Origin of the sequence: Microtetraspora malaysiensis (assembly GCF_050947145.1) — a bacterium.
GTDB classification, from domain to species: Bacteria; Actinomycetota; Actinomycetes; order Streptosporangiales; family Streptosporangiaceae; genus Microtetraspora_A; species Microtetraspora_A malaysiensis.
This window is the reverse complement of sequence record NZ_CP191998.1, coordinates 1,090,013-1,111,880: the sequence shown is the minus strand read 5'-3', so window position 1 is coordinate 1,111,880 and position 21,868 is coordinate 1,090,013. Positions and strand designations below refer to the sequence as shown.

The window sequence follows — 21,868 nt, the reverse complement described above, 5'->3', positions numbered from 1 at the left end:
GGAGGGTGGATGGAGAGGCGGTGCGGAGACAGCCGGCCGGGGCGATCACTCACCGATGGGACCAGGCCAGTCGTGAAACTCGTTCAGGAGACACCGTTCCGATTCCGGATCGAACGGCACGGGCCGATGCGGGTACCCGGGGTCGTGTTCACCACGCCTGACCTTCTTCCCGAAGAGGAGGCCCTGCGGCAGGTCGCCAACGTGGCGACTCTGCCGGGCATCGTCCGGGCGTCGTACGCCATGCCCGACCTGCACTGGGGGTACGGCTTCCCGATCGGCGGCGTGGCCGCGACGGACGTGGCGGCGGGGGGAGTCGTCTCCCCCGGCGGGGTCGGATTCGACATCTCCTGCGGGGTTCGCCTCCTCGCCGCCGACCTGCTGCGCGAGCAGCTCGCTCCTCGGCTGAACCGGCTGATGGACGAGCTCGACCTGGCCACGCCGCGCGGGCTCGGACGCGGCGGCGTGTGGCCGCTGCCCGGGTCCGCGCAGCTCGGCCGTGTGTTGCGCGAGGGGGCACGCTACGCCGTGGAACAGGGGCACGGGGTTCCCCGCGATCTCGACCGGTGTGAGGATCAGGGCGCGGTCGCCGGCGCCGACCCGGCACAGGTCAGCGGCCGGGCCGTCGAAAGGGGCGCCGTCCAGGTCGGCAGCCTCGGCTCGGGAAACCACTTCCTCGAAGTCCAGGCCGTCACCGAGATCTACGACGCCGAGGTGGCCGCCGCGTTCGGCCTCCGGCTCGGGCAGGTGTGCGTGATGATCCACTGCGGCTCACGCGGCCTGGGGCACCAGATCTGTAGCGAGCACGTCCGTTCCATGGACAAGGCCATGGCGCGGTACGGCATCCACGTTCCCGACCGGCAGTTGGCCTGCGCCCCCGTCGATTCACCGGAGGGCCGGGCGTATCTGGGCGCGATGGCCGCCGCCGCGAACTACGGCCGGGCCAATCGCCAACTGCTGTCCGAGGCGGCCCGGCGCGTCTTCGAACGTGTCACCGGCGCCGCACTCGACCTCGTGTACGACGTGTCACACAACATGGCCAAGCTCGAAGAGCACGACGGCCATCGGCTGTGCGTCCACCGCAAGGGCGCCACCCTGGCGCTCCCGCCGTACCACCCCGGCCTCCCCGCCGACCTGGCGCCCTTCGGCCAGCCGGTGTTCATCCCCGGCACGATGGGCACCGCCTCGCACGTCCTCACCGGGGTGGCCGACGGGCCCGCCTTCCACTCCACGTGTCACGGCGCGGGCCGGGTCCAGAGCCGCCACCAGGCCGCGCGCTCCATCCAGGGCCGCGACCTGCGCGACCGGCTGGAGGCGCGGGGCATCGCCGTACGCGCGTCGTCGTGGCGCGGCCTGTCCGAGGAGACTCCGACCGCCTACAAGGACGTCGACGCCGTGGTCGCCGCCGGCGTCGGCGCCGGGCTGTGCGGCAACGTCGCCAGACTGGTGCCGCTCGGCGTGGTGAAGGGTTGACCCTGTGGAACGGCGCCCCGAACCCGGTTCAGGACCGCCCCCGGCGCAGGGTCACACCACCCTGCCGCACACCGCGGACGTACGCATCAGGGCGTGGGCGCCGACGCGTGCCGAGTGCGTCGCGGAAGCCGTCCGCGCGATGGTTGAGGGATTCGCCGACCTCTCCGACGCGGTTCGCTGCGGCACTCGGTCGTTCCAGGTCGAGGCCGGGCCCCCGGAGGACCAGATCCTGGCCGTACTCGATGAAGTGATCTATGAGATGGACGTCGGCGCCCACGTTCCCTGCAGCGTCGACGTCCGCGAGGACGAGGACGGGCTCCATCTGACCCTGGGCATGGCCGACGTCGCGACCGTCCCCCAGATCGGGGCGGTTCCCAAGGGGATCTCCCTCCATGACCTGCGATTCGACCGCGCACCCGAAGGATGGGTGTGCACGGTGACCGTCGACGTATGACCGAGCGCGTGAGACCTCATCCGCCCAGGTCGAGCGGCTGGTTCAGCGGTCGTGAAATGTGGCCAGCGTGCGGGCCGCGGGCGTGAGCGCGGCGGCCAGGCGTCGGCGGTCGGGCTCGGGCAGCCCGCCGAGGTCGTCGTCGAGGTCGGCGAGCAGGTCGGCCACCACCTCGGCGGCCAACTCGGCGGTGCCGGTGGCCGGGCCGAGCTTGCTGCGGGCCGCGTCGACCCGCGGCGGGGTGAGCCGCTCCACCGCGGCCGCCAGCAGCCAGGCCGGCACTCCCGTCACTCCACCGGGCGGCGGCACGAACGGCCGGGCGCCGTTGTAGCGGGCGTCCTCGGCGAAGTCGGGATGCTTGACCTTCAGTACCGGCCGTGGTCCCCGTTCGCCTGCGTCCCAGGATCCGGCGGGCTTGAGGACGTAGCCTTCGGCCCGGTTGCCGGGGAGTTCCGGAAGGCCCAGCATTCCGGGCACGAGCGTCGGGAAGTCCACCGTCAGCTCCGCCAGCTTCTGCCGCCGGCCGTGCCCCAGCAGCGGCACGCATTCCACGCCCACATCGGCCATCAGCTCCGCCAGCTCGGCGCGGCTCATCCAGCGTGGTCCCGACGGTGTCTCGACGGCACCGTCGAAAGCCAGCCATATCAGGTCAGGGCTGTACCACACGCCGGTCTGCACCGGGCCGATGTCCTCGACCGGCGATACTCGCGGGTGCGGATAGCCTCCTCCGGCCAGCTCCCCATACAAGATCACGATATGTCCGGCGGCCCGGGCCGCTGCCGCCGCCGCTGTCGCCAGCACCGGCCACAGGCGCGTCAGCCCGAAGAACGTCTCCAGCCGATCCTCGCCCAACAGCCCGCGCCGTCCGGCCGCCCGCGCGGTACGGCCGTCGCTGACCAGCGCGAGATGCGCGCCGTGCACCTTCTCCTCGGCCACCCAGCTCCCGCCGGGCAACGGCCCGTCGCCGAACCGCTGCGGGATCTTCGGGTACCACACGGTTCTGACCTCCGTTCCGTGCCCGGACACTTCGGCGGGCAGCTTCTCCGACGCCCACCTGGAGATCAACTCATTTTCCGGCTCCGAATCGCCGTTCCCGATCCAGCTCGCGGACCGGACCGATTTCAGTCTGCTCATTTGGGCAGGAAGAAGGTCCTTTTCGACCTGCCGGGATAGACCACGACCAGATGCTCCTCGACCGGCACATCGGACGGGTTCATCACGGCTTCCTGCTGGTTGCGCGCGTAGATGCGGACGCGGTAGTGGCCGGGGCCGGAGCCGGCGAGGTCGGGCAGGGCCTCACCTTCTTCCCACGACGTGAGCGACAGCTTTCCGGACGGGCTGCCGATCCCGGTCTCGACTGATGGTCAGCATCGATTCCGGGAGCAATCGCAGCGCCATGGGCAACAGCGCCATCGCGGTCGCGACCGTCCAGAGCCGGAACCCGCGTGACCGCCACATGTGAATCCGACTCCTCACCACCCGAAATAGACCAGAGGCACCTTATCCGCAAAAAGATCAAAATGTAGGGCGTTGCGTTTCCGCCCCAACCACTGCCGCTCCTCCGGAAAAGCGATGGCGGCACCCATGACGATCGTCATGGGTGAAGTCACGATTCACGCCACTTATCGGCAAAGAGCGGCGAATCTACTGTCGAAGGCATGGAGAACTCGGCAGTCCTCTTTCACGAGGTGAGCAAGCGTTTCGGCGCGACGCGGGCCCTCGACCACACGAGCTTCACGGTCGGTCGAGGCGAGACGGTCGCCCTGCTGGGACACAACGGCGCGGGCAAGTCCACCGCGGTCGACCTCATGCTCGGGCTCCGCCGCCCGGACGAGGGCGACATCACCATCCTCGGCACGTCCCCGTCGCGGGCGGTGGCGAGCGGCCGGGTCGGCGCGCTGCTGCAGACCGGCGGCCTGCCCGACGGGGCGACGATCCGCGACATCGTACGGCTGGCCTGCGGCCTGTACGGCGGGAAGCGCCACGTCGGCGAGGTCCTGGAGCTGGCGGGGCTGACGGAACTGGCCGGCCGCCAGGCGACCGAGCTGTCCGGCGGCCAGGCGCAGCGGGTGCGGTTCGCCATCGCGGTCTCCGGCCGTCCCGACCTGCTGTTCCTCGACGAGCCGACGGTCGCTCTCGACGTGGAGGCGCGCCGCGAGTTCTGGGCCGTGGTCCGGGGCGCGGCCGAGGGCGGCGCCAGCGTGGTCTTCGCCACGCACTATCTGGAGGAGGCCGACCAGTTCGCCGACCGGGTGGTCGTCCTGAGCCACGGCCGGGTCGTCGCCGACGCCACCCCCTCCGCGATCAAGGCGATGGCGGGGGGCCGCACGGTCCGCTGCGTGCTCGCCGCGCCGGACCCGCAGCGCCTGCTCGCCCTGCCGGGCGTGGTCGACGTGACGATCCACGGAAACGACGTACTGCTCCGCACGGACGACGCGGACCGGACCGTCGAGATGCTCTACACCTCGATCGGCGGCGTACGCGACCTCGAAGTGACCGGTGCAGGTCTGGAAGAAGCCCTTATCTCTCTCTCGTCGAGGAAGGACCAGTCATGATGTCGTTCATGCGGTTTGAGATCACCCGTACGGCGCGCAACGTGAAGTACCTGATCTTCCTGATCGCCGTCCCCGTCGGGTTCTACCTGCTCTGGGGACGCCAGAGCGGCGAGCAGGACGGCGTGCAGATCTCGGCGCTGGCGCTGGTCGCGATGGCCGTGTACGCCGCGACGGGCGGAGCGCTCATGGCGGCCGGGGGCGGAGTCGCCGACGACCGGGCCCAGGGGTGGATCCGGCAGCTCAAGGTCACCCCGCTCAGCGACGCCCAGTGGCTGGCCGGCCGGATCGTGCTCGGCGTCCTGATGGTCCTGCCCGGCGTGGCCGGCGTGTCCCTGGCGGGGCTGCTCGCCGGCCACGTGCACCTGCCGGCCGGGCGGTGGGCCGCGCTGATCGGGCTGTTGCTCGTCGGCTCGCTGCCGTTCGGGCTGCTCGGCCTGTTCCTCGGTCTCATCCTGCGGGGCAAGACCGCCCAGCTCGGCATCGTCGTCGTCTTCTTCGCGCTCGCCGTGCTCGGCGGGGTGATCGGAGCGGGCGCCCTGCCCGGAGTCTGGGAGAAGATCCGGCAGCTCACCCCGTCCTACGGGCTCGTCCAGGGCGGCAACGCGGTGATCGCGGGGCACGCGCCCACGGTCACACAGGCCGGCGTGCTGGCCGTCTGGACCGTCGCCGCCGGTGTCGCCGTGATCCTGCGGTGGCGGCAGAGCTCGGGCGCATGAGCGCCGTGTCCGACGGGCCGGCGGACGGCTCCGCGCAACGGATCACCTCGGTGTGGTCGGCGCGGAGCTGGTCCCGTTTCATCCTGATGATCGTGGCGACGGTCTTCGCCTCGATCGTGTACGTGAACGGTGCCCACCCCGCGTGGGCCGTCGCTCTCACCCTCGGGCTCGCCGCGCTGACCGCCGTCCTCGGCGTGGTGACCCGGGTCGTCCCGGACGATCGGGAGAGTCACTGGCTCCTCGCGTTCGGAGCACTGGTGGTGCTCGCTCTCGGGCTGGTGGCGTCGACCGGCCCGGAGTGGGCGGTGAACGTCGCCTGGGCGACCTCGGCGGCGGGATGGAGCCGCAGGAAGCACACGAAACCGCTGATCCTCGGCATCGGCGCGGTGACCGGGATGCTCGTTCTCGCGCACGGCGCGGACGCCGGACAGACCCTGATCCTCACCGCGTTCGTCCTGCTGATCGGCATGTTCTCGGCCCAGGCGCGCCGAAGCGCCGAGCTGATCGACGAACTCCGGAGAACGCGGCGGGAGCTGGCCCGGCTCGCCGTACTGGAGGAGCGCAACCGCATCGCCCGCGACCTGCACGACCTGGTCGGGCACAGCCTCTCGGTCGTCGCGGTGAAGACGGAGCTCGCCCGCCGCCTGCTCCCCGTCGACAAGGAACGGACCGACGCGGAGCTGAAGGACATCGACGCGACCGTGCGCCGGGCCCTCTCCGAGGTGCGGCAGGCCGTCACCAGCTACCGCCAGCCCACACTCGCCGCGGAGCTGTCGTCCGCCGTCCAGGCAGCGGAGGCGGCGGGCATCGCGTGCACCGTACGCGCCCCGGACACCTGGGACCTGCCGGTGCCCGTGGAGGGCCTGCTCGCGTGGACGGTGCGCGAGGGGATCACCAACGTCCTGCGGCACAGCGGCGCGTCGTCGTGCGTCATCACCGTGTCCGCGGACCCTTCCGTGTCGGTGGAGGTCGCCGACGACGGCTCGGGCGCCCCGGACGGAGGACGCCCGGGCAACGGCCTCGCCGGGCTGAGCGAGCGGGCCCGCGCCCTCGGCGGGTCGCTCACCGTGGGACGCCGCGACGGAGGCGGCTTCCTGCTGAGGATCGAGGCACCGAAGGAGACACGATGACGATCCGCATCCTGCTGGCCGAGGACCAGACCATGTTCCGGGGCGCGATGGCGGCGCTGCTGTCGCTTGAACCCGGCTTCGAGGTGGTCGGCGACGTGGCACGCGGCGACCAGGTCGTGGGCGCCTGCGAGGCGTTCCGTCCCGACGTGGCGCTGCTCGACATCGAGATGCCCGGCATCGACGGGCTGGAGGCGGCCAGGCGGCTGCGCACGGCGGTACCCGAGACGAAGGTCGTCATCGTCACCACCTTCGGCCGGCCGGGCTACCTGCACGCCGCACTCGCCGCCGGAGCCAAAGGGTTTCTCATCAAGGACACCCCGATCGAGCAACTGTCGGCCGCGATCAGGAAGGTCGCGGAGGGCGGGCAGGCGATCGACCCGGCGCTGGCCGTCGCCGCGCTCAGCGAGGGGGCGAGCCCGCTCACGCCGCGTGAGAGGGACGTGCTCGCCACCGCGCGCGGGCACGGCACCATCGCGGACATCGCCCGTGACCTCCACCTCTCGGCGGGCACGGTGCGCAACCACCTGTCCGCGGCCATCCAGAAGCTCGGCGCGCGGACCAGGGCCGAGGCCGTGGAGATCGCGGAGCGCAAGGGCTGGCTCTGAGCGGCTCACCCACCGCTCAGGAACCCCCGGATCACGTGTCGGGCGATCTGACTGCCGAACCCACCCCAGACCAGGTCGAACTGATGGTCCGCGTACGGGATCTCCACCAGCTCGTGCCGCACCCCGACATCGGCGAGCCGGGCGGCGAAGGCCCTGGTGTGCTCGGCGGGCTGAAGGATGTCGCGACCTCCCTGGATCAGCAGCGTTCTCGGCAGCCCGGGCCGGATGTACGTGCTTGGCGACGCACGCTCCCAGTCCTCTTCAGCCAGCGGCCACGTCTCCTCGGCGAGCAGCCGCCGCACCGCCTCCGACAGCCGGAACGCGGACGGTATCTCGGCCGTCGCGTCTCCCGGTCCGAACCAGGAGACGACCGCAGTCGGCTTCACCTCGGGAACGTCACAGGACGGCGGCAGCTCGGCGGCCGTGGTGAAGGCGGCCAGCAGGGACAGGTAGCCGCCGGCCGACTGGCCCATCAGCGTGATGCGCGTCGGGTCCGCGCCGTATCGCTCGGCGTTGCGCACCACCCACCCGAGCGCGCACTTTACGTCGCCCGGCGAGGACTTCCAGTCGTACGGCCGGAAGAAGCGGTAGTCCACATCGAACACAACGTGCCCCGAGTCGGCCAGCCAGGCATCCCAGACCCTGGTGGTTAATTTGTGACACACGGGCGGATGTTGATGATCTGGGGCTGTCTGGCCGGGATCATGCGGTGTGCGGCTGTTCCCCCGTCCCGGCCGCGAATATGGAGCAGTCGTGTCGATGCAGCCGCAGCCGTGGCCGCAGATTCCGGAGATGACCGCGCGGGTGGCGCGCGCGGCCTCGGCGAAGGGCGCGTATCCGCTGGCCATGCGGGTTCGAGATGAGCTAGGCGAACTGTTTGCCGATGCCGAGTTCGCTGAAGCGTTCGGGACGCGGGGCCGCCCGGGCCTCTCCCCGGGCTTGCTCGCGCTGGTCACGGTTTTGCAGAAGGTGGAGAACCTGACCGACCGGGCCGCCGCTGACCGGGCCAAGTACGCGATGGACTGGAAGTACGCACTATCGCTGGAGCTGGACGATCCCGGGTTCGACCACACCGTGCTGAGTGAGTTCCGTACCCGGGTGGCCGAGCACGGCCTGGAGGAGAGGGTCCTGGATCTGCTGCTGGCCAGGCTGGCCGCAAAGGGCCTGGTGAAGGCTGGTGGTATGCAGCGAACTGATTCCACGCATGTGATCAGTGCGGTGCGGGATCTGAACCGGATCGAGCTGGCGGGTGAGTGTGTGCGGGCGGCGCTGGAGGCGCTGGCCGCGGCGGCTGCGGGCTGGGTCGAGCAGGTGCTGGAGGTGGGCGGCTGGTCGCGGCGGTATCACGCCCGGGTGGACTCCTGGCGGCTGCCGACCTCGGCCACCAAGCGAACCGAACTCGCCCTCGCGTACGGCGCGGACGGATATGCGCTGGTGGAAGCCGTTTATGCGCCGTTCTCCCCACCCTGGCTGCGGCAGTTGCCCGCCGTGCAGGCGCTGCGGGTGATGCTGATCCAGAACTACACCCGGGTGACTGGCAAGGACGGGCGGGAGGTGGTCAAAAGGCGGCAGGCACTCGATGAAGGCGGAGAGGGACTGCCGCCGGGCAGATGGCGTCTGACCTCCCCGTATGACACCGACGCCCGCTGGGCGGCCAAGGGCGATGACCTCGTCTGGAACGGCTTCAAGGTCCACATCAGCGAGACCTGCCACACCATGGCCCGCAGTTCGGCCGGCAGTTCCCACTCGATGGAGGCAAGCGACGGGCGCGATGTCACGAACAGGGACCCGGGCAACACAGACCCGGTGAGCGAGGAGCCGGAGAACGGGGAGGATCGCCTCCCGCCCAACCTGATCACGAACGTGTCGACCACGGACGCGACCGTGCCGGACGTGGCGATGACCAGCATCATCCACCAGGCGTTGCGGCGGCGCGGCCTGCTGCCGGCCGAGCACTACGTGGACTCGGGGTACGCCGCCGCGGAGCTGCTGGTCACCTCTCGCACGGTCTACGGCCTGGCGTTGATCACCCCGGTCCTGCTCGATCACTCCTCGCAGGCCCGTGCCGGTGCAGGGTTCGACCGCACCGCGTTCACGGTCGACTGGAAGAGCGAGCAGGTCACTTGCCCGCAGGGCCAGGTCAGCGCCTCGTGGAGCCCGTGCACCCAGCGCGGTGCCGAGGCGATCGTGGTCAAGTTCCCCGGCGAGAGCTGTCGGGCATGCCCGGTCCGGGCTTCGTGTACCACGGCGCGGAAGGGTGGCCGTCAGCTCACGTTGCGTCCGCGTGAGCTGCAGCGAGCCCTTGATCAAGCGCGCAGCGAGCAGAACACCAAGGATTGGCAGGCCAAATACGCTCTCCGCGCGGGAGTCGAGGGCACTATGCATCAAGCTGTCGCGGTCACCGGGATGCGCCGGGCCCGCTACCGGGGTCTGAAGAAGGTCCATCTCGACCACGTCTTCTCCGCGGTCGCACTCAACCTGATCCGTCTGGATGCCTGGTGGAACGGCCATGCGCTGGACCGCACCCGCACCAGCCACCTCGCTCGACTCGAACTCACCCTCGCCGCCTGATCGAATTAGCCACCAGAGTCATCCCACCGGGGAAACGGGCTCTGTGGTGCGTCCTCCGCCCCGCCGTGCACGTTGACCACCACGGGGAGCCGTCCGGCCACGGGGACCGTCGCTGCGGGTCGCCAGACGTCGAGCATGAGGTCCTCGCCCCCGACACGGGCGTACCGGATCGTCTCGTCGGGGCCGCGCCCGGCGGAGGTGGACAGTCCGTCGAGATATCCGGCCAGGCTGAGCGGGACGCCGTGCTTGCGAGCCGTTCCCCACGCGGAGACCGCCGGGAGAAGGGCTGCGACGAGCATCGCCGCGTTGACCGCTCCGAGCACGGCCGCCATCCGGCGTCCGCCGGCTGACAGACCGCGCCCGCCTCCAGGGCGTTTCCGTCCGGCGATCACCGCGAGCACGACGCCCGCCACCGCGACGGCCGCGAAGACCAGGCTGAACTCCAGCACCAGCAACCCGATCGCCCACAACTCCAAGCTCGGCATCGGCAACAGCGCCGTCGCGGCCCCGGGCAGCAGGATCGCGGCGAAGAGCCCTGCGCCGGCCAGCGCCAGCCGACGCCCCCACGGTCGTCTCTCCTTGTGCTGATCGGCCATGTACGCCTCGCCCCCCGGGGTTAGAATACGACTGTATTTAATACGACTGTACTCGGAAAGCGGGATGCGTGACACTGGAGGCGTGCCAAAGGCTGTCGATCATGATGAACGCCGTCGCCACGTGACGGCCGCGCTGCTGCGGATCACCGAACGCGAAGGACTGGAGGCTGCCAGCGTCCGCACAGTGGCGGCCGAGGCGGGATGCTCCGTAGGCGCGGTGCAGCGCTACTTCAGCACCAAGGACGAGATGCTGCACTTCGCCCTGCGCACCGTCGTTGAGGCGGAGCGGGAGCGCCTCCGGCACATCCGCCTGGGGCCGGGCGGGATGCCGTTCCCCGACGCGCTCCACGCCACCCTCCTGGAGCTGCTCCCCCTGGACGCCCGCCGACAGGGCGAGGCGCGCATCTGGGCCGCCTTCTACGCCAGGGCCGCCGTCCACCCGGAGTTCGCCGCGGTGATCGACGAGCTGAACCGGGAGGCGCGCGACAACCTGTGCACCGTCTTCGCGTACGCCGAGTCTGTCGGCGAACTACGCCCGGGACAGGACCACAACGCGCTCGCCCAGCTCGTCCTCGCGATCATGGATGGGCTGATGTGGTCCATCCTGATGCACCCCTCCGGCGCTCACCAGGATCATCTCTCAGCCGTCGACGCCGCGGTGGACCTCGTCACCGGCCGCTCGAAATGAGCCGCCCCGACAAGCGCGGGTGATGCTTGGCTGCGGTTTTGCCCCCCAAATGTGATCACCCATTACTAATGTGATCAATGTGCGGAAAACGATCACGGCGGCTTTTGCCGCGGCAACATTGCTGCTCACCTCCGGCGCCCCCGCCTTCGCGGCCACCAGTACGCATTCGCACACGACCTCGGCCGGCTGGTGTCAGAAAAAGCAACCGTCAGGCAGGTACTACTACCTGCACAAGAAACACTGGGACTGCGTCTCACCCGGCGCCTTCTGTTCCACCGCCCAGCGCAACGCCTACGGATACTCCATGCGGGCCGCCGCCCACGCCAAGCGATACAAGTGCGTCAGATACCCCAGCAACACCTGGCACTGGAAGCCGAAGCCCTGACCGCTCGCCGACATTACCGACCGGACGGCACCGCCGAGTTCTCCCTCGGCGGTGCAGCTCTTCTCTCCCCGGCCATCTGGCCCGCCGGCTCGCGGCGGGGACCGGACGACGGCCACCTGTAGCATGCCGCTGGCCCGATCGACCGAGCACCACTCCACAAAAGGAGCGCCTCGTGCGAGACATCACCGTATTCAGCGGCAGCGCCCACCCCGAACTCGCGGCCGAAATCTGCGCCCAGTTGGGAACGCCGCTGCATCCGGTCCAGATCAAGCGTTTCGCCAACGACTGCCTGGAAGTGCAGCTACAGGCCAACTGCAGAGAACGCGACGTGTTTCTCATCCAGCCTCTCGTCCCTCCGGTCCAGGAACACCTCGTCGAGTTGCTCCTGATGCTGGACGCCGCCCGAGGCGCCTCGGCCGCCAGGACGACCGTGGTGATGCCCCACTTCGCCTACGCCCGGTCGGACAAGAAGGACGCCCCCCGCATCTCCATCGGCGCGCGCCTGGTCGCCGACCTCCTGGTCGCCGCGGGGGCGAGCCGCGTGCTCACGATGACCCTGCACTCACCCCAGGTCCACGGATTCTTCAGCGTCCCGGTCGATCATCTGCACGCCCTGCGCGAGCTTGCCGCGCATTTCCGCCAGTACGACCTCTCCAACACGGTCATCGTCTCCCCCGACCTGGGCAACGCCAAGGAGGCCGCGGCCTTCGCCCGGCTCCTGGGCGTCGAGGTCGCGATGGGAGCCAAGCAGCGGCTGAGCGACGACCGGGTCACCATCAGCTCGGTGATCGGCGATGTCACGGGCAAGGACATCATCGTCCTGGACGACGAGATCGCCAAGGGCACGACGGTGATCGAACTGCTGGACCGGCTCCGGGAACGCAAGGTCGGCTCGATACGCGTCGCCTGCACCCACGGCCTGTTCGCCGGCGGAGCGGTCGACCGCCTCGGCAGCCAGTCCGATGTGGCGGAAATCGTCTGCACCAACACGGTGCCGGTCCCGGCGGCCGCGCCCGGTTCCAAGCTCCGCGTCCTGTCGATCGTGCCCGCCCTCGCCGAGGCCATGCGTCGCATCCATGACGGCGAATCGGTCAGCGCCCTGTTCGACGCACCTTGACGGCATAAATCACGCCATAACGCGGTCCCAGCCATCCAGCCGAGGGCCCAGGTCAAGGAGCATCCCTCGACCTGGGCCTCATCTTTCCCGGAACACCCCGACCGGGCTCAGACCTGCTTGAGGAACCCGCCGTCGACGGCGAAGTCCGCTCCGGTCGTGCTGGCCGAACGGGGTGAGGCGAGCAGGGCCACCACGTCGGCGATCTCCTGGGGGTCGACCAGACGACCGGTCGACAGCTTCATCATTTCGGGTGCCACCTGGTCCATGACGCTGTCGCGATCGGTTCCGGCCTGGGCCGCGATGATGTCGGCCGCGCCGCCGCTCTCGGTCCACCACGCCGTACGCACCGGGCCCGGCGAAATGGTGTTCACCCGGATGCCCTGGGGAGCGAACTCCTCGGAGAGCGCCTTGGTCAGGTTGTTGAGCCCCGCCTTGGCGGCGTTGTAGTCGACGTTCATGGGAGCGGGCAGGCGGGCGCTGCCCGAGGAGATGTTCACGATCGAGCCTCCGCCGCGGGCCAGCATCGGCGTGATGGCCGCCCGGACGGCCCGTACGACCGAGAACAGGTTGAACTCGAACATGACCCGCCAGTCCTCGTCGTTCGGGGCCAGGAACGAGAAGCGCGGCAGGGCCACGCCGGGCGGCGGTCCGCCGGCGTTGTTCACCAGGATGTCGAGCCCGCCGAACTCGGAAACGGCCCGCTCCACGATGTGCCCGGGAGCCTCCGGGTCCGTGAGATCGGCCGGAACGTGAACCAGGTCGCCGGCGAGCGCGTCCAGCTCGGGGGTGCTCTTCCGCGAGGCGGCCACAACGTGGACACCCTCGCCCAGGAGAGTGCGCGTGACGGCCAGACCGATGCCCTTGGACGCGCCGGTGACGACGGCGACCCGGCCGGAAAGCTGGAGATCCATATGTACTTCCCTCGTCGTGATTTCCGCCCGGAAAAGGCGGACGGTTTCGTTATAAAAACCGTACGAGCGGGCGCGTGACGAGGACCGGCGCGATTCAGACGAATAATTGCAGCGGAAATCGGACCGGCAATTCTGCGTCTCCGCGCATACGCCTCGAACGCGACAACGCCGGCGCCGGCTCCGGAACCCCTCATCGCTCTTCTCCCACGGCGGAGCGGCGACCCGCGCAACGCCTCCGAGCCGGAGAAGTCGCAAGGTCCCGTGCCGTAGGGACCGAAGTCCCTGGGCCGACAGCCGGCGCCCCCACAAGGCTGGGAGAACAGGACACGTCCCATTGGGGGGTGGGATCCGATGACACTTCACGAGTCCGGTACGGGGAGTACGGCCGAGGAGACGCACCGGCTGACGGTCGAACTGGACCTTCTCAAGGGCCGGGTGAGCCGCCTGGAGCAACAGGTCCGGACCCTGGCGGAGGCGAACCTGGCCCTCGCCCGCGGCATGGAGGCGAACCCGCTGGAGGAACCCGACCAGACACGCCCCGCGCACAGCGCCCGGCTCGCCCACGAACTGCTGCTCGCCGCCGATCTGGTGCCCCCGAAGGCCGAATCGGAGTAATCGCCGGTAGCCCGTACCGCCACACCGGCCGCCGCCCACCGCGGAGCACCGAGCGTGCCGTTCTCCGGGCCCGTCTACGGGCAGGAGGGCAGTGGTGGAAGGGCGAGACATGGAACGTGGCCGCTTGCGGGTGTATCTGGGCGCCGCTCCGGGGGTGGGCAAGACCTACGCCATGCTCGAGGAGGGGCAGCGCGTCAAGGCCGGCGGCGCCGACGTGGTCATCGGGCTTCTCGAATCGCATGGCCGCCGGTTGACGGCGAAGATGGCCGAGGGGCTGGAGGTCGTCCCCCGCCGCACCGTGATCTATCGGGGTCGGCCGTTCACGGAGATGGACACCGAGGCGGTGCTGGCGCGCCGGCCGCAGGTGGCGCTGGTGGAGCAGATCACCGGCATCCGGCAGTCCGAGGCGATCCCCGACGAGGTGGTCCGCCGCGCGGACCAGATCGAGCTGGTGGACCTGACGCCGGAGGCGCTGCGCCGCCGCATGGTGCAGGGATACATCTATCCGGCCGACCGCGTCGACGTGGCGCTGACGCATTACTTCCGGCCGGGCAACCTCACGGCGTTGCGGGAGCTCGCCCTGCTGTGGCTCGCCGACCGGGTCGAGGAGGGCCTGCAGCGCTATCGGGTCGAGCACGGCATCGCGACGCCGTGGGAGACGAAGGAGCGCATCGTGGTCGCGCTGTCCGGCGACGCCGCCGAGCAGGCGCTGATCCGGCGCGCCGCGCGGATCGCCGATCGGACCCCCGGAAGCGAGCTGCTCGCGGTGCACGTGATCCGCACCGACGACGCGCCCGGGGCCGACCCGGCGGTCCTGGCCGGTCAGCGGGCTCTCGTGGAGTCGCTCGGCGGTTCCTATCACCAGGTGGTCGGCGCCGACGTGGCGGCCGCGATCCTGCAGTTCGCCCGCGCGGAGGACGCCACCCAGCTCGTCCTCGGCGGCGCCGGGCGCGGGCGGCTCGCCGCGCTCCTGCTCGGCGACCGGGTGGTGGACAAGGCGACCCGGATGGCGGGCGCCATCGACGTCCACGTCCTGCCGCACAAGCGGAAGACGCGCGCGCCCGCCATGACGTTGCCGTCGCTCACGCGTGGCCTGGGGCGCGCCCGGTTCTGGTGGGGCGTCACGCTGGCGGCGCTGCTGGTGCCGGGCCTGACGCTGGCGCTGGTCTGGCTGCCCGGCCCCGGCCTGGCGGGCGTGCTCCTGCTGTACCTGCTGGCCGTGGTAACCGTCGCGCTGGTCGGCGGGCTGTATCCGGCGCTGGTGGCGGCGGTCGGCGCGGGCGTGCTGGCGGACTACTACTTCGTCCCGCCGATGGGCTCGCTGGCGATCGGACGGCCCGCCAATGCGGCCGTCCTGGCGGTGTTCGTCGTGGTCGCGTCGATCGTCAGCGGGGCGGTGGAGCGGGCAGCGCGCAGGTCGCGCGCCGCCGCACGCTCCTCCGTGGAGGCGGCGACGCTCTCGGACCTGGCGGTCGGCGCGCTGCGCGGAGGGAACGATCTCCCCGCCCTGCTGGAGCGGGTACGGGTGACCTTCGGGCTGGACTCGGTCAGTCTCCTGGAGAGCGACGGCGCGGGCGGGCACCGCTGGTTCGTCGTCGCCAGCTCGGGGTCCATGCCGCCGGAACGTCCCGAGGACGCCGACACGGAGGCGGCGACAGGAGGCACCCTGGTGCTGGCCGGGCACGGCCGTTCTCTCGACGCCGGCGATCGGCGCGTTTTCGCCGCGTGCGCCGCCCTTGTCGCGGCCAGCCTGGAGGAGCGGCGCAGCGAACGGCGGGCCGAGGAGCACCTGGCGGACCGGCGGCGCACCGATCTGCTGCGGACGGTCGCCGGCGATCTGGAACCTGAGCTGGCGGTCGCACGGCACGCCGTAGAAGGACTGCGCGACCGGACGGCTCCCCATACGGAGGACGAATGGGACGAGCTGTGCGCTCAGGCCGAAGGCGCCGTCGAGCGGGTCCACGGTCTGGTCGCCGATCTCGTCGACGTGAGCCGCCTGAACGGGGCGCTGGACGTCTTCCTCCGCCCGGTCGACGTCGGCGACGTCCTGATCGTCGCCGTCGACGATCTGGGGCCCGGAGGGCACGACCTGGTCCTGCGCCTGCCCCAGGAACTACCGAATGTGATCGCCGACGCCGTGCTGCTGACCCGGCTGATCACCTACCTGGCCGCCGACGCGCTGCGGCGGAGCCCCGCGGATGCGGCGCGTCTCCACATCGAGGCGGCCCAGGTGGACGGGCGCGTGGAGATCCGGTTGGTGGATCACACAGCCCCCGTCCCCCGGATGTGGGAGCGGGACGCCGATGGGCGTCCGGTCGGCATCGTGCCCCGCGTGTGCGCCGACCTCGCCCGGGCGATCGGCGGCGTGCTGCGCTGGGAGGAGACCGCGGGCGGCGGTTGCACCGCCGTGCTCAACCTTCCCGCCGCCGCGTCCCGTGCGCCGGCCGCGCACGACGTGGTGCGTCCGGGTCGCTCAGGAGGCGGCGGCTACGCGGGCGCGTAGGTCAGGCAGTCGGCCTCGCTCCGCGACTGCCCGACGACGATTCCGGGAGCCTGGCATTCGAGCTGCGTGTTGTGTCGGCAGTCGGACACCTTGCACGCGCCGACCCGGCCGGTGGTGGCGGGGTCCCCTCCCTTCGAGGAGATGCCGAAGAAGGTGTCGCACTGGGCGAGGTGCGTGTCCCCGATCGTGATCGCGAGCGCGTGGCAGGCGCGATCCCGGTTGTACGCGCACGACTCGACCTGGCACTCGTTGACGGTGGGCATCTCCATCGCTGCGGCTCTCCCAAGGATCAGGGGCCGCCCCGAGGAGCCTCCCCGCTCGTCTGTCCGTCCGATTCGCCAGGTGGCACATGGGCGCACACCCGGCGCCCCTCTCGTACCGCTCGGCAACGCCCTTCACGCCCATGCCGCGCCCAACTCTTCGACAAGGTCGCGCAGCCGCCGGGCAAAAAAACTGCCCCGGTCTCACCGCTGATCCAGGCCGGGCATCTCCTCGATCGCCATCCCCCGGGAGAGCATTTCCTTGAGCGCCGTCTGGTACAGGCAGTGGCTCAGCCTGGCCAGGGCGCGGGCGGCGGCCAGTTCGTCGCCGACCTCCGGAACGAGCCGGTCGTCCGGACTCCGGCGGGCGTGGCCGGCGCCGGAGACGCTGACGCCGTCCGCGACGGCCAACGCGGCACGGGCATGGGTGTCGTCGCCGTGCTCGCTGATATCGATGACGACGTTCCACCGTTTGTCGGTCATCCTCGAACTCCTTCGCCCCGATCGTCCGCTCAGCCGGCGATGTCCTCCGGGCCGATGGCGGACAGCTTTCGCGTCAGGTCGGCCAGTGCCCGGGCGATCGCCAGCTCGTCGCCGATGCCGGGGACGGGAGCGTCCGTCGGGTCGCGGCGCGCACGGCCGACTCCCACCACATGGGTGTCGTCCCCGGTGGACAGGACCGCGCGAGCAGTGGTGGCGTCGTCGTCCTCGTCGACGTAGATCCGGATGCTCGACTGCTTGGCTTCCATGGTCGCCCCCGTCCCATGGTGTGGACGGCACGTGCCCGTCGCCGGCGCCGCGCGCCACTCACGTTTCCATCCCACGCCCTGACGACCCGCGCTCCCCAGAGGCGAAGGTCCCGCCGTACGGCGTGGCCGGTCAGCCTGCCGGGAAGCGGCCTCGGCGGTTTCCGGCCCCGGCACGGGCTCCCGTGCCCTGGGCTCCGTTCCCCCGCACGCCCGCGCGGAGCCTCCCTGGTACGCGGGGACTGTCACCGAGTGGGCTCGATCATTCCTGCGGCTCACCGGCAGGATGCGTCGGGCCGGCCATTCCGGCGGGCAGCAACAGGAAGACCTTCCTCTCCAGGCGGTCCATCCTGCCCCGCCGTCCGAAAACCAGTCCGGCGGCGAAGTCCACGAACTGCTTGGCCTCGCCGTCGGGCAACCCCGTCAGATCCATCACCACCGGGGTGCCCGTACGGAAGTAGTGCCCCACGTACAGCGCCTCGTTGTAGTCCCGCGGACGCAGCGTCTTGATCACCGCTCCAGTCTGCCCCCGGGGTGGCGAGCCGCCAAGCGCATCCCCTGCGGGCGTACGCGAGGCGGAACCTCCGCGCTTGCCGCCATCATGCGGGGATGAGGGCCGCCGGAGCCGTGGCTCGCCGAGCCGCCACGTGCCCAGCCTTGAGGGCTTCCGGTTCAGCCGGCCGCGTTCTCGCCCGCGAGCATGCCCGCCGGGGCCCGCCGACGGGCCGGGATCGCCAGGGCCAGCAGCGCCGCCACCAGCGCCGCGCTGCCGCCGATCACGAAGCTGGTACGGAACCCGGTCATCGAGGGCACCGAAGCCGGCCCCAGAGGCACCACCATGTGGCTGAGCACGACGCCAACGACGGCGCTGGCGCTCGACGTGCCGATCGAGCGCATGAGGCTGTTCAGCCCGTTCGCGGCCGCCGTCTCCGAGGCCGGCACCGCCGACATGATCAGCGCGGGCATCGCGGCGTACGTGAACGCGATCCCCGCCGAGATGACCGCGGAGATCAGGCCGATCTGCCACACCTGCCGGGTCATCCCCAACGCCATCGCGTACCCGCTGAGGATCACCAGGCAGCCGATGACCAGCGAGGTCCGCGGGCCGCTGGCCGCCGAGATGCGCGCGGACAGCGACGAGAACACCACCATCACCATGCCGCCGGGCAGCAGGCACAACCCGGCGGCCACCATGGACCGGCCCAGGCCGTACCCGGTGGCCTCCGGCAGTTGCAGGAGCTGCGGGAGGACCAGCGCCTGCGCGTACATGGCGAACCCGACCACGACAGAGGCGAGGTTGGTCATGAGGACCCGGGGGCGCGCGCTCGTCCGCAGGTCCACCAGCGCGTCACGGGCACGCAGCTCGTACCGGCCCCATACGAGCAGCACGAGTGGCGTCGCGCCGAAAAGACCGAGCGTGACGGGGCTCGACCAGCCCCAGTCGCCGCCCTTGGAGACAGCGAGCAGCAGGCAGATCAGCCCGGCGGAAAGTCCCAGCGCGCCGACGACGTCGAAACGGCCGCCGCTGCGCAGCGGAGACTCCGGCACCAGGGCGACCACCAGTACCAGCACCACCACGCCCAGTCCGGCGGACGCCCAGAAGAGCACGTGCCAGTGGACGTACTGTGCCACCGCTGCGGCGGCCGGCAGGCCGAGCGCCCCGCCGATGCCCATCGAGGAGCTCATCAGCGCCATCGCCGAACCCAGCCTCGCGGGCGGCAACTCGTCGCGCATGATGCTGATGCCGAGCGGGATCACCCCGATGCCGAACCCCTGCAGCGCCCGCCCGGCGACCATGGGCACGAGCGAGCCGCTCAGCGCGCACACCACGGACCCCACGACCAGCAGCGCCAGGCAGAGCAGCAGCATCCGCCGCTTGCCGTACATGTCGGCGAGCCTGCTGATGACCGGCGTGGCCACCGCGCCCGCCAGCAGCGTCACCGTGATCACCCAGGACGCGTCGGAAGCGGTGGTCCGCAGCAGAACGGGTAACTCGGCGAGCAGCGGAAGCACGAGGGTCTGCATCAGGGCGACCAGGATGCCCGCGCAGGACAGTACGGCGATCACGCCTCTGGCGCGTCGTGAGCCGATCTCAGCGCCTTCCTCTTGACCGGTCAGTGACGTCGCGCTCAAAAGGCCTCCGCTTGCGGATCCGGCGGAGCGGCCTATATCCCGACACCGCAGTCTCGGTGGTACATGTCATACGCATCATGCACAATCGCTCATGTCAGGACTCAGGCGGGCCTCACTCAGCGCGCCCTGGCCCCCGCGCCGCGGCTCCTGAGGCCCTCTCCCACACCGGGATCCCCGGAACCCGGCGGCCTGCGTGAGAGTCGGCCCCCGATACCATCGGCGGCGCAACCGTGCGCCATTCTTAGGGGCAATTGATCGTGGAAACCTCCCGCCTCCAGGCGATCCGTACGCGCATGGTCAAGCTGGCCGCCGCGGCCGTGGTCCTCATCGTGCTCGGCGTCATCACGCTGGCGCCGGACGGCCGCCGGGAGGGGAGCGCCGTCTCCCCGTCCGATCTCGTCTCGTTCCGCCCCGACGGGACCATCCTGATGGCGCTCCCCGGCGTGGCCTCCCCCGTCCTTGAGGTGTACGAGGACTACCAGTGCCCGTACTGCCGCGACTTCGAGCAGCTCAACGGCGGCACCGCCAGGGATTGGGCGGCGCAGGGCAAGGTCGCGTTGGTCATCCACCCCTTCACGGTGTTCGGCGAGAACTCCGGCGTGACCCATGACAACTCGCGCCGGGCGCTCATGGCGTCTCTGTGTGTCACCGATCCGCGCAAATGGCTCGCCTACCACGACGAGCTGTACACCCACCAGCCCGAAGAGACGCAGGAAGGCGGCTTCGCCGTCGAGGAACTGGTGCGGTATGCCAAGGGGGTCGGCCTCGCCGAGGAGGAGTTCGCCGCCTGTCTGAACTCGGACAAGACCTCCGCCCGTGCCGACGCACTGTCGAAGCTCGCGTTCGCGCGCGGGGTGCAGGGCACGCCCACGATCCGCCTGGACGGGCGCGACCTCGACTGGACCAAGCCGTGGGCCGCGCCCGTACAGCAGGCGTGACCCCGGGGCCGTGAACGGCCCCGGGGGACGGCCCCGCACCGCTCCCTCGACTCCTCCGGCGAACGGTTGCGGACCGCGCGCTTCAGACGGCCTTGCTGAGGCTCTCGAACTCGTCGTCGGTCAGCTCGACCTCCGCCGCCGCCACGTTCTCCTCCAGGTGCGCAACGCTTGACGTGCCGGGGATCGGGAGCACCACCGGCGAACGGCGCAGCAGCCAGGCCAGCGCGAGCTGGGCGGGCGTCGCGCCGTGCTCCTGGGCGATGCTCGCCAGCGGGCCGCCCGGCTTGGCCAGCTCACCGGTCGCCATCGGGAACCAGGGGATGAAGGCCAGCCCCTGCCGCTCCGCGTACTCCAGCACGGCCTCCGACTTGCGGTTCGCCAGGTTGTACAGGTTCTGCACTGAGACGATCTCGGTGATGGACCTGACCTGCTCGATCTCCTCGACCGAGACCTCGGACACCCCGATGTGCCGGATCTTGCCCTCGGCCTTCATGTCGGCCAGCACGCCGACCTGGTCGGCGACCGGCACCTGCGGGTCGATTCGGTGCAGTTGCAGCAGGTCGATCCGCTCCAGCCGCAACCGGCGGAGCGACATCTCGACCTCCTGCCGCAGGTATTCCGGCCGCCCGACCGGGTGCCACTCCCCGGGACCGGTGCGTACGAGCCCCGCCTTGGTCGCGATCACCAGCGATTCACCGTACGGGTACAGCGCCTCGGCGATGATCTCCTCGCTGACGTAGGGGCCGTAGGAGTCGGCGGTGTCGATGAAGTCGACCCCGAGCTCCACGGCCCGGCGCAGCACCGCGCGCGCCTCGCCCCGATCGCGCGGCTCGCCCCAGACGCCCGGCCCGGTGAGCTGCATCGCGCCGTATCCGAGCCGGACGACCGGCAGATCCCCGCCGAGAAGGAAGGTGCCGCTGCGTTGCGCCGGAAGGCGCTCCGCCTGTCCTGCCATGTGCCACCCCTAAGAAGGTCGTAAGACGTGTCCCACCCAGTCTCCGTGTGCCACGAAACCGGCGTGATGGAGCCCCCGGCGGAGACGACCCGCATCCGTCGGCGGGAAGAATGTCGGTCCCGGTTGATAGACCTGCCGCATGGAAAGTCTCACTGATCAGGCCGCCGGTGTGGAGGAGTTCCTGCGGATCGTGCGGGGGCTTCCGGAGGCCGAGCTTGGCGCCCCGGGGACTCACGTCGGTGTGAAAGTACGCACCAAGGGGTTCGCCTATCTCAACGAGGACAAGGGCGTCGCGCTGGTGAAGGCGGAGCTGGAAGAGCGGGAGGCGCTCGTCGGGCAGGACCCGGAGGTCTTCACCCGCTCCTACACGTCGGGCCGCTTCGGTTGGGTGGAGATCCGGCTGGACAGGGTGCCGCCGGATGAGCTGGCCGAACTCGTCACCGAAGCGTGGTGCCTCACCGCCCCTCGGCGCCTGGTCGAGGAGTACGAAGCCGGAGGGTGAGCCTGCTCGGCGACCCCACGG

The 21,868-nt window shown here is 70.6% G+C and carries 24 protein-coding genes; 14 read left to right on the top strand and 10 right to left on the bottom strand.

The genetic code is table 11. The annotated features are described in order from the left end of the window. Positions 1–72: 72 nt before the first annotated feature. A complete protein-coding gene (locus ACQP1V_RS05540; RefSeq protein WP_433419466.1) occupies positions 73–1,470 on the top strand; it encodes an RtcB family protein in 1,398 nt (465 codons plus the stop codon). A gap of 4 nt (positions 1,471–1,474) precedes the next feature. Next, complete coding sequence (locus ACQP1V_RS05535; RefSeq protein WP_433419463.1) at positions 1,475–1,924, top strand: archease; 450 nt, start codon at positions 1,475–1,477, stop codon at positions 1,922–1,924. Between the two features lie 42 nt (positions 1,925–1,966). Here the strand turns inward: ACQP1V_RS05535 and ACQP1V_RS05530 are convergent, their stop codons facing one another. After that, complete coding sequence (locus tag ACQP1V_RS05530) at positions 1,967–3,055, bottom strand: RNA ligase family protein (protein WP_433419460.1); 1,089 nt, start codon at positions 3,053–3,055, stop codon at positions 1,967–1,969. Positions 3,056–3,579: 524 nt separating this feature from the next. Between ACQP1V_RS05530 and ACQP1V_RS05525 the strand changes: the two genes are divergently transcribed. The 4 genes from ACQP1V_RS05525 to ACQP1V_RS05510 are packed head-to-tail and all read left to right on the top strand — an operon-like array spanning position 3,580 to position 6,927. After that, entirely contained in the window at positions 3,580–4,476 is an 897-nt protein-coding gene (locus ACQP1V_RS05525) for an ABC transporter ATP-binding protein (protein WP_433419457.1), read from the top strand. Between the two features lie 8 nt (positions 4,477–4,484). Beyond that, positions 4,485–5,192 carry an ABC transporter permease gene (locus tag ACQP1V_RS05520; RefSeq protein WP_433419454.1) on the top strand — a complete coding sequence of 236 codons (708 nt, stop codon included), beginning with the start codon at positions 4,485–4,487 and terminating at the stop codon, positions 5,190–5,192. After that, the gene (locus tag ACQP1V_RS05515; protein WP_433419451.1) at positions 5,189–6,322 is read left to right on the top strand and encodes a sensor histidine kinase; all 1,134 of its coding nucleotides are present in this window, start codon (positions 5,189–5,191) and stop codon (positions 6,320–6,322) included. The genes ACQP1V_RS05520 and ACQP1V_RS05515 overlap by 4 nt, the downstream gene beginning before the upstream one ends. After that, the gene (locus tag ACQP1V_RS05510; RefSeq protein WP_433419448.1) at positions 6,319–6,927 is read left to right on the top strand and encodes a response regulator transcription factor; all 609 of its coding nucleotides are present in this window, start codon (positions 6,319–6,321) and stop codon (positions 6,925–6,927) included. Before ACQP1V_RS05515 ends, ACQP1V_RS05510 begins: the two co-directional genes overlap by 4 nt. A gap of 5 nt (positions 6,928–6,932) precedes the next feature. On the opposite strand, the gene ACQP1V_RS05505 is transcribed toward ACQP1V_RS05510, so the two are convergent. Then, a complete protein-coding gene (locus ACQP1V_RS05505; protein WP_433419445.1) occupies positions 6,933–7,592 on the bottom strand; it encodes an alpha/beta hydrolase in 660 nt (219 codons plus the stop codon). A 94-nt stretch (positions 7,593–7,686) separates the two neighbouring features. Between ACQP1V_RS05505 and ACQP1V_RS05500 the strand changes: the two genes are divergently transcribed. Beyond that, positions 7,687–9,498 (top strand): transposase, encoded by a 1,812-nt coding sequence (locus tag ACQP1V_RS05500; RefSeq protein ID WP_433425761.1) that lies wholly within the window; start codon positions 7,687–7,689, stop codon positions 9,496–9,498. Positions 9,499–9,503: 5 nt separating this feature from the next. Here ACQP1V_RS05500 and ACQP1V_RS05495 read toward each other — a convergent pair whose 3' ends face one another. After that, positions 9,504–10,094, bottom strand: coding sequence for a hypothetical protein (locus ACQP1V_RS05495; RefSeq protein WP_433419442.1), 591 nt, complete (start codon positions 10,092–10,094; stop codon positions 9,504–9,506). 82 nt (positions 10,095–10,176) lie between these two features. On the opposite strand from ACQP1V_RS05495, the gene ACQP1V_RS05490 reads away from it, so the two are divergent. The 3 genes from ACQP1V_RS05490 to ACQP1V_RS05480 all read left to right on the top strand — a co-directional run bounded on the left by ACQP1V_RS05490 (position 10,177) and on the right by ACQP1V_RS05480 (position 12,284). Beyond that, a complete protein-coding gene (locus ACQP1V_RS05490; RefSeq protein ID WP_387416238.1) occupies positions 10,177–10,782 on the top strand; it encodes a TetR/AcrR family transcriptional regulator in 606 nt (201 codons plus the stop codon). Between the two features lie 79 nt (positions 10,783–10,861). Further along, on the top strand, positions 10,862–11,167 hold the full coding sequence (locus tag ACQP1V_RS05485) for a hypothetical protein (RefSeq protein ID WP_387416239.1): 306 nt from the start codon (positions 10,862–10,864) through the stop codon (positions 11,165–11,167). Between the two features lie 172 nt (positions 11,168–11,339). Further along, complete coding sequence (locus tag ACQP1V_RS05480; protein ID WP_433419438.1) at positions 11,340–12,284, top strand: ribose-phosphate diphosphokinase; 945 nt, start codon at positions 11,340–11,342, stop codon at positions 12,282–12,284. A 107-nt stretch (positions 12,285–12,391) separates the two neighbouring features. On the opposite strand, the gene ACQP1V_RS05475 is transcribed toward ACQP1V_RS05480, so the two are convergent. Further along, positions 12,392–13,195, bottom strand: coding sequence for an SDR family NAD(P)-dependent oxidoreductase (locus ACQP1V_RS05475; RefSeq protein WP_433419435.1), 804 nt, complete (start codon positions 13,193–13,195; stop codon positions 12,392–12,394). A gap of 351 nt (positions 13,196–13,546) precedes the next feature. Between ACQP1V_RS05475 and ACQP1V_RS05470 the strand changes: the two genes are divergently transcribed. Together ACQP1V_RS05470 and ACQP1V_RS05465 are read left to right on the top strand one after the other, a co-directional pair. Next, complete coding sequence (locus tag ACQP1V_RS05470; RefSeq protein ID WP_067140781.1) at positions 13,547–13,810, top strand: hypothetical protein; 264 nt, start codon at positions 13,547–13,549, stop codon at positions 13,808–13,810. 109 nt (positions 13,811–13,919) lie between these two features. Then, complete coding sequence (locus tag ACQP1V_RS05465) at positions 13,920–16,313, top strand: DUF4118 domain-containing protein (RefSeq protein ID WP_433419432.1); 2,394 nt, start codon at positions 13,920–13,922, stop codon at positions 16,311–16,313. On the opposite strand, the gene ACQP1V_RS05460 is transcribed toward ACQP1V_RS05465, so the two are convergent. The 5 genes from ACQP1V_RS05460 to ACQP1V_RS05440 all read right to left on the bottom strand — a co-directional run bounded on the left by ACQP1V_RS05460 (position 16,298) and on the right by ACQP1V_RS05440 (position 19,452). After that, entirely contained in the window at positions 16,298–16,582 is a 285-nt protein-coding gene (locus tag ACQP1V_RS05460) for a DUF1540 domain-containing protein (RefSeq protein WP_433419429.1), read from the bottom strand. The two genes, ACQP1V_RS05465 and ACQP1V_RS05460, sit on opposite strands and share 16 nt — an antisense overlap. A 195-nt stretch (positions 16,583–16,777) precedes the next feature. Next, entirely contained in the window at positions 16,778–17,056 is a 279-nt protein-coding gene (locus tag ACQP1V_RS05455) for a dsRBD fold-containing protein (RefSeq protein ID WP_387416245.1), read from the bottom strand. 29 nt (positions 17,057–17,085) lie between these two features. Continuing rightward, a complete protein-coding gene (locus ACQP1V_RS05450; protein WP_433419426.1) occupies positions 17,086–17,322 on the bottom strand; it encodes a dsRBD fold-containing protein in 237 nt (78 codons plus the stop codon). Positions 17,323–17,581: 259 nt separating this feature from the next. Next, on the bottom strand, positions 17,582–17,833 hold the full coding sequence (locus tag ACQP1V_RS05445) for a cell division protein SepF (RefSeq protein ID WP_433419423.1): 252 nt from the start codon (positions 17,831–17,833) through the stop codon (positions 17,582–17,584). A 158-nt stretch (positions 17,834–17,991) separates the two neighbouring features. Next, a complete protein-coding gene (locus ACQP1V_RS05440) occupies positions 17,992–19,452 on the bottom strand; it encodes an MFS transporter (RefSeq protein ID WP_433419419.1) in 1,461 nt (486 codons plus the stop codon). Between the two features lie 257 nt (positions 19,453–19,709). Between ACQP1V_RS05440 and ACQP1V_RS05435 the strand changes: the two genes are divergently transcribed. Then, positions 19,710–20,390 (top strand): DsbA family protein, encoded by a 681-nt coding sequence (locus ACQP1V_RS05435; RefSeq protein ID WP_433419416.1) that lies wholly within the window; start codon positions 19,710–19,712, stop codon positions 20,388–20,390. 82 nt (positions 20,391–20,472) lie between these two features. On the opposite strand, the gene ACQP1V_RS05430 is transcribed toward ACQP1V_RS05435, so the two are convergent. Next, entirely contained in the window at positions 20,473–21,345 is an 873-nt protein-coding gene (locus tag ACQP1V_RS05430) for an aldo/keto reductase (RefSeq protein ID WP_433419413.1), read from the bottom strand. A gap of 139 nt (positions 21,346–21,484) precedes the next feature. Between ACQP1V_RS05430 and ACQP1V_RS05425 the strand changes: the two genes are divergently transcribed. Beyond that, positions 21,485–21,847 (top strand): MmcQ/YjbR family DNA-binding protein, encoded by a 363-nt coding sequence (locus tag ACQP1V_RS05425; RefSeq protein WP_433419410.1) that lies wholly within the window; start codon positions 21,485–21,487, stop codon positions 21,845–21,847. Positions 21,848–21,868 lie beyond the last annotated feature (21 nt).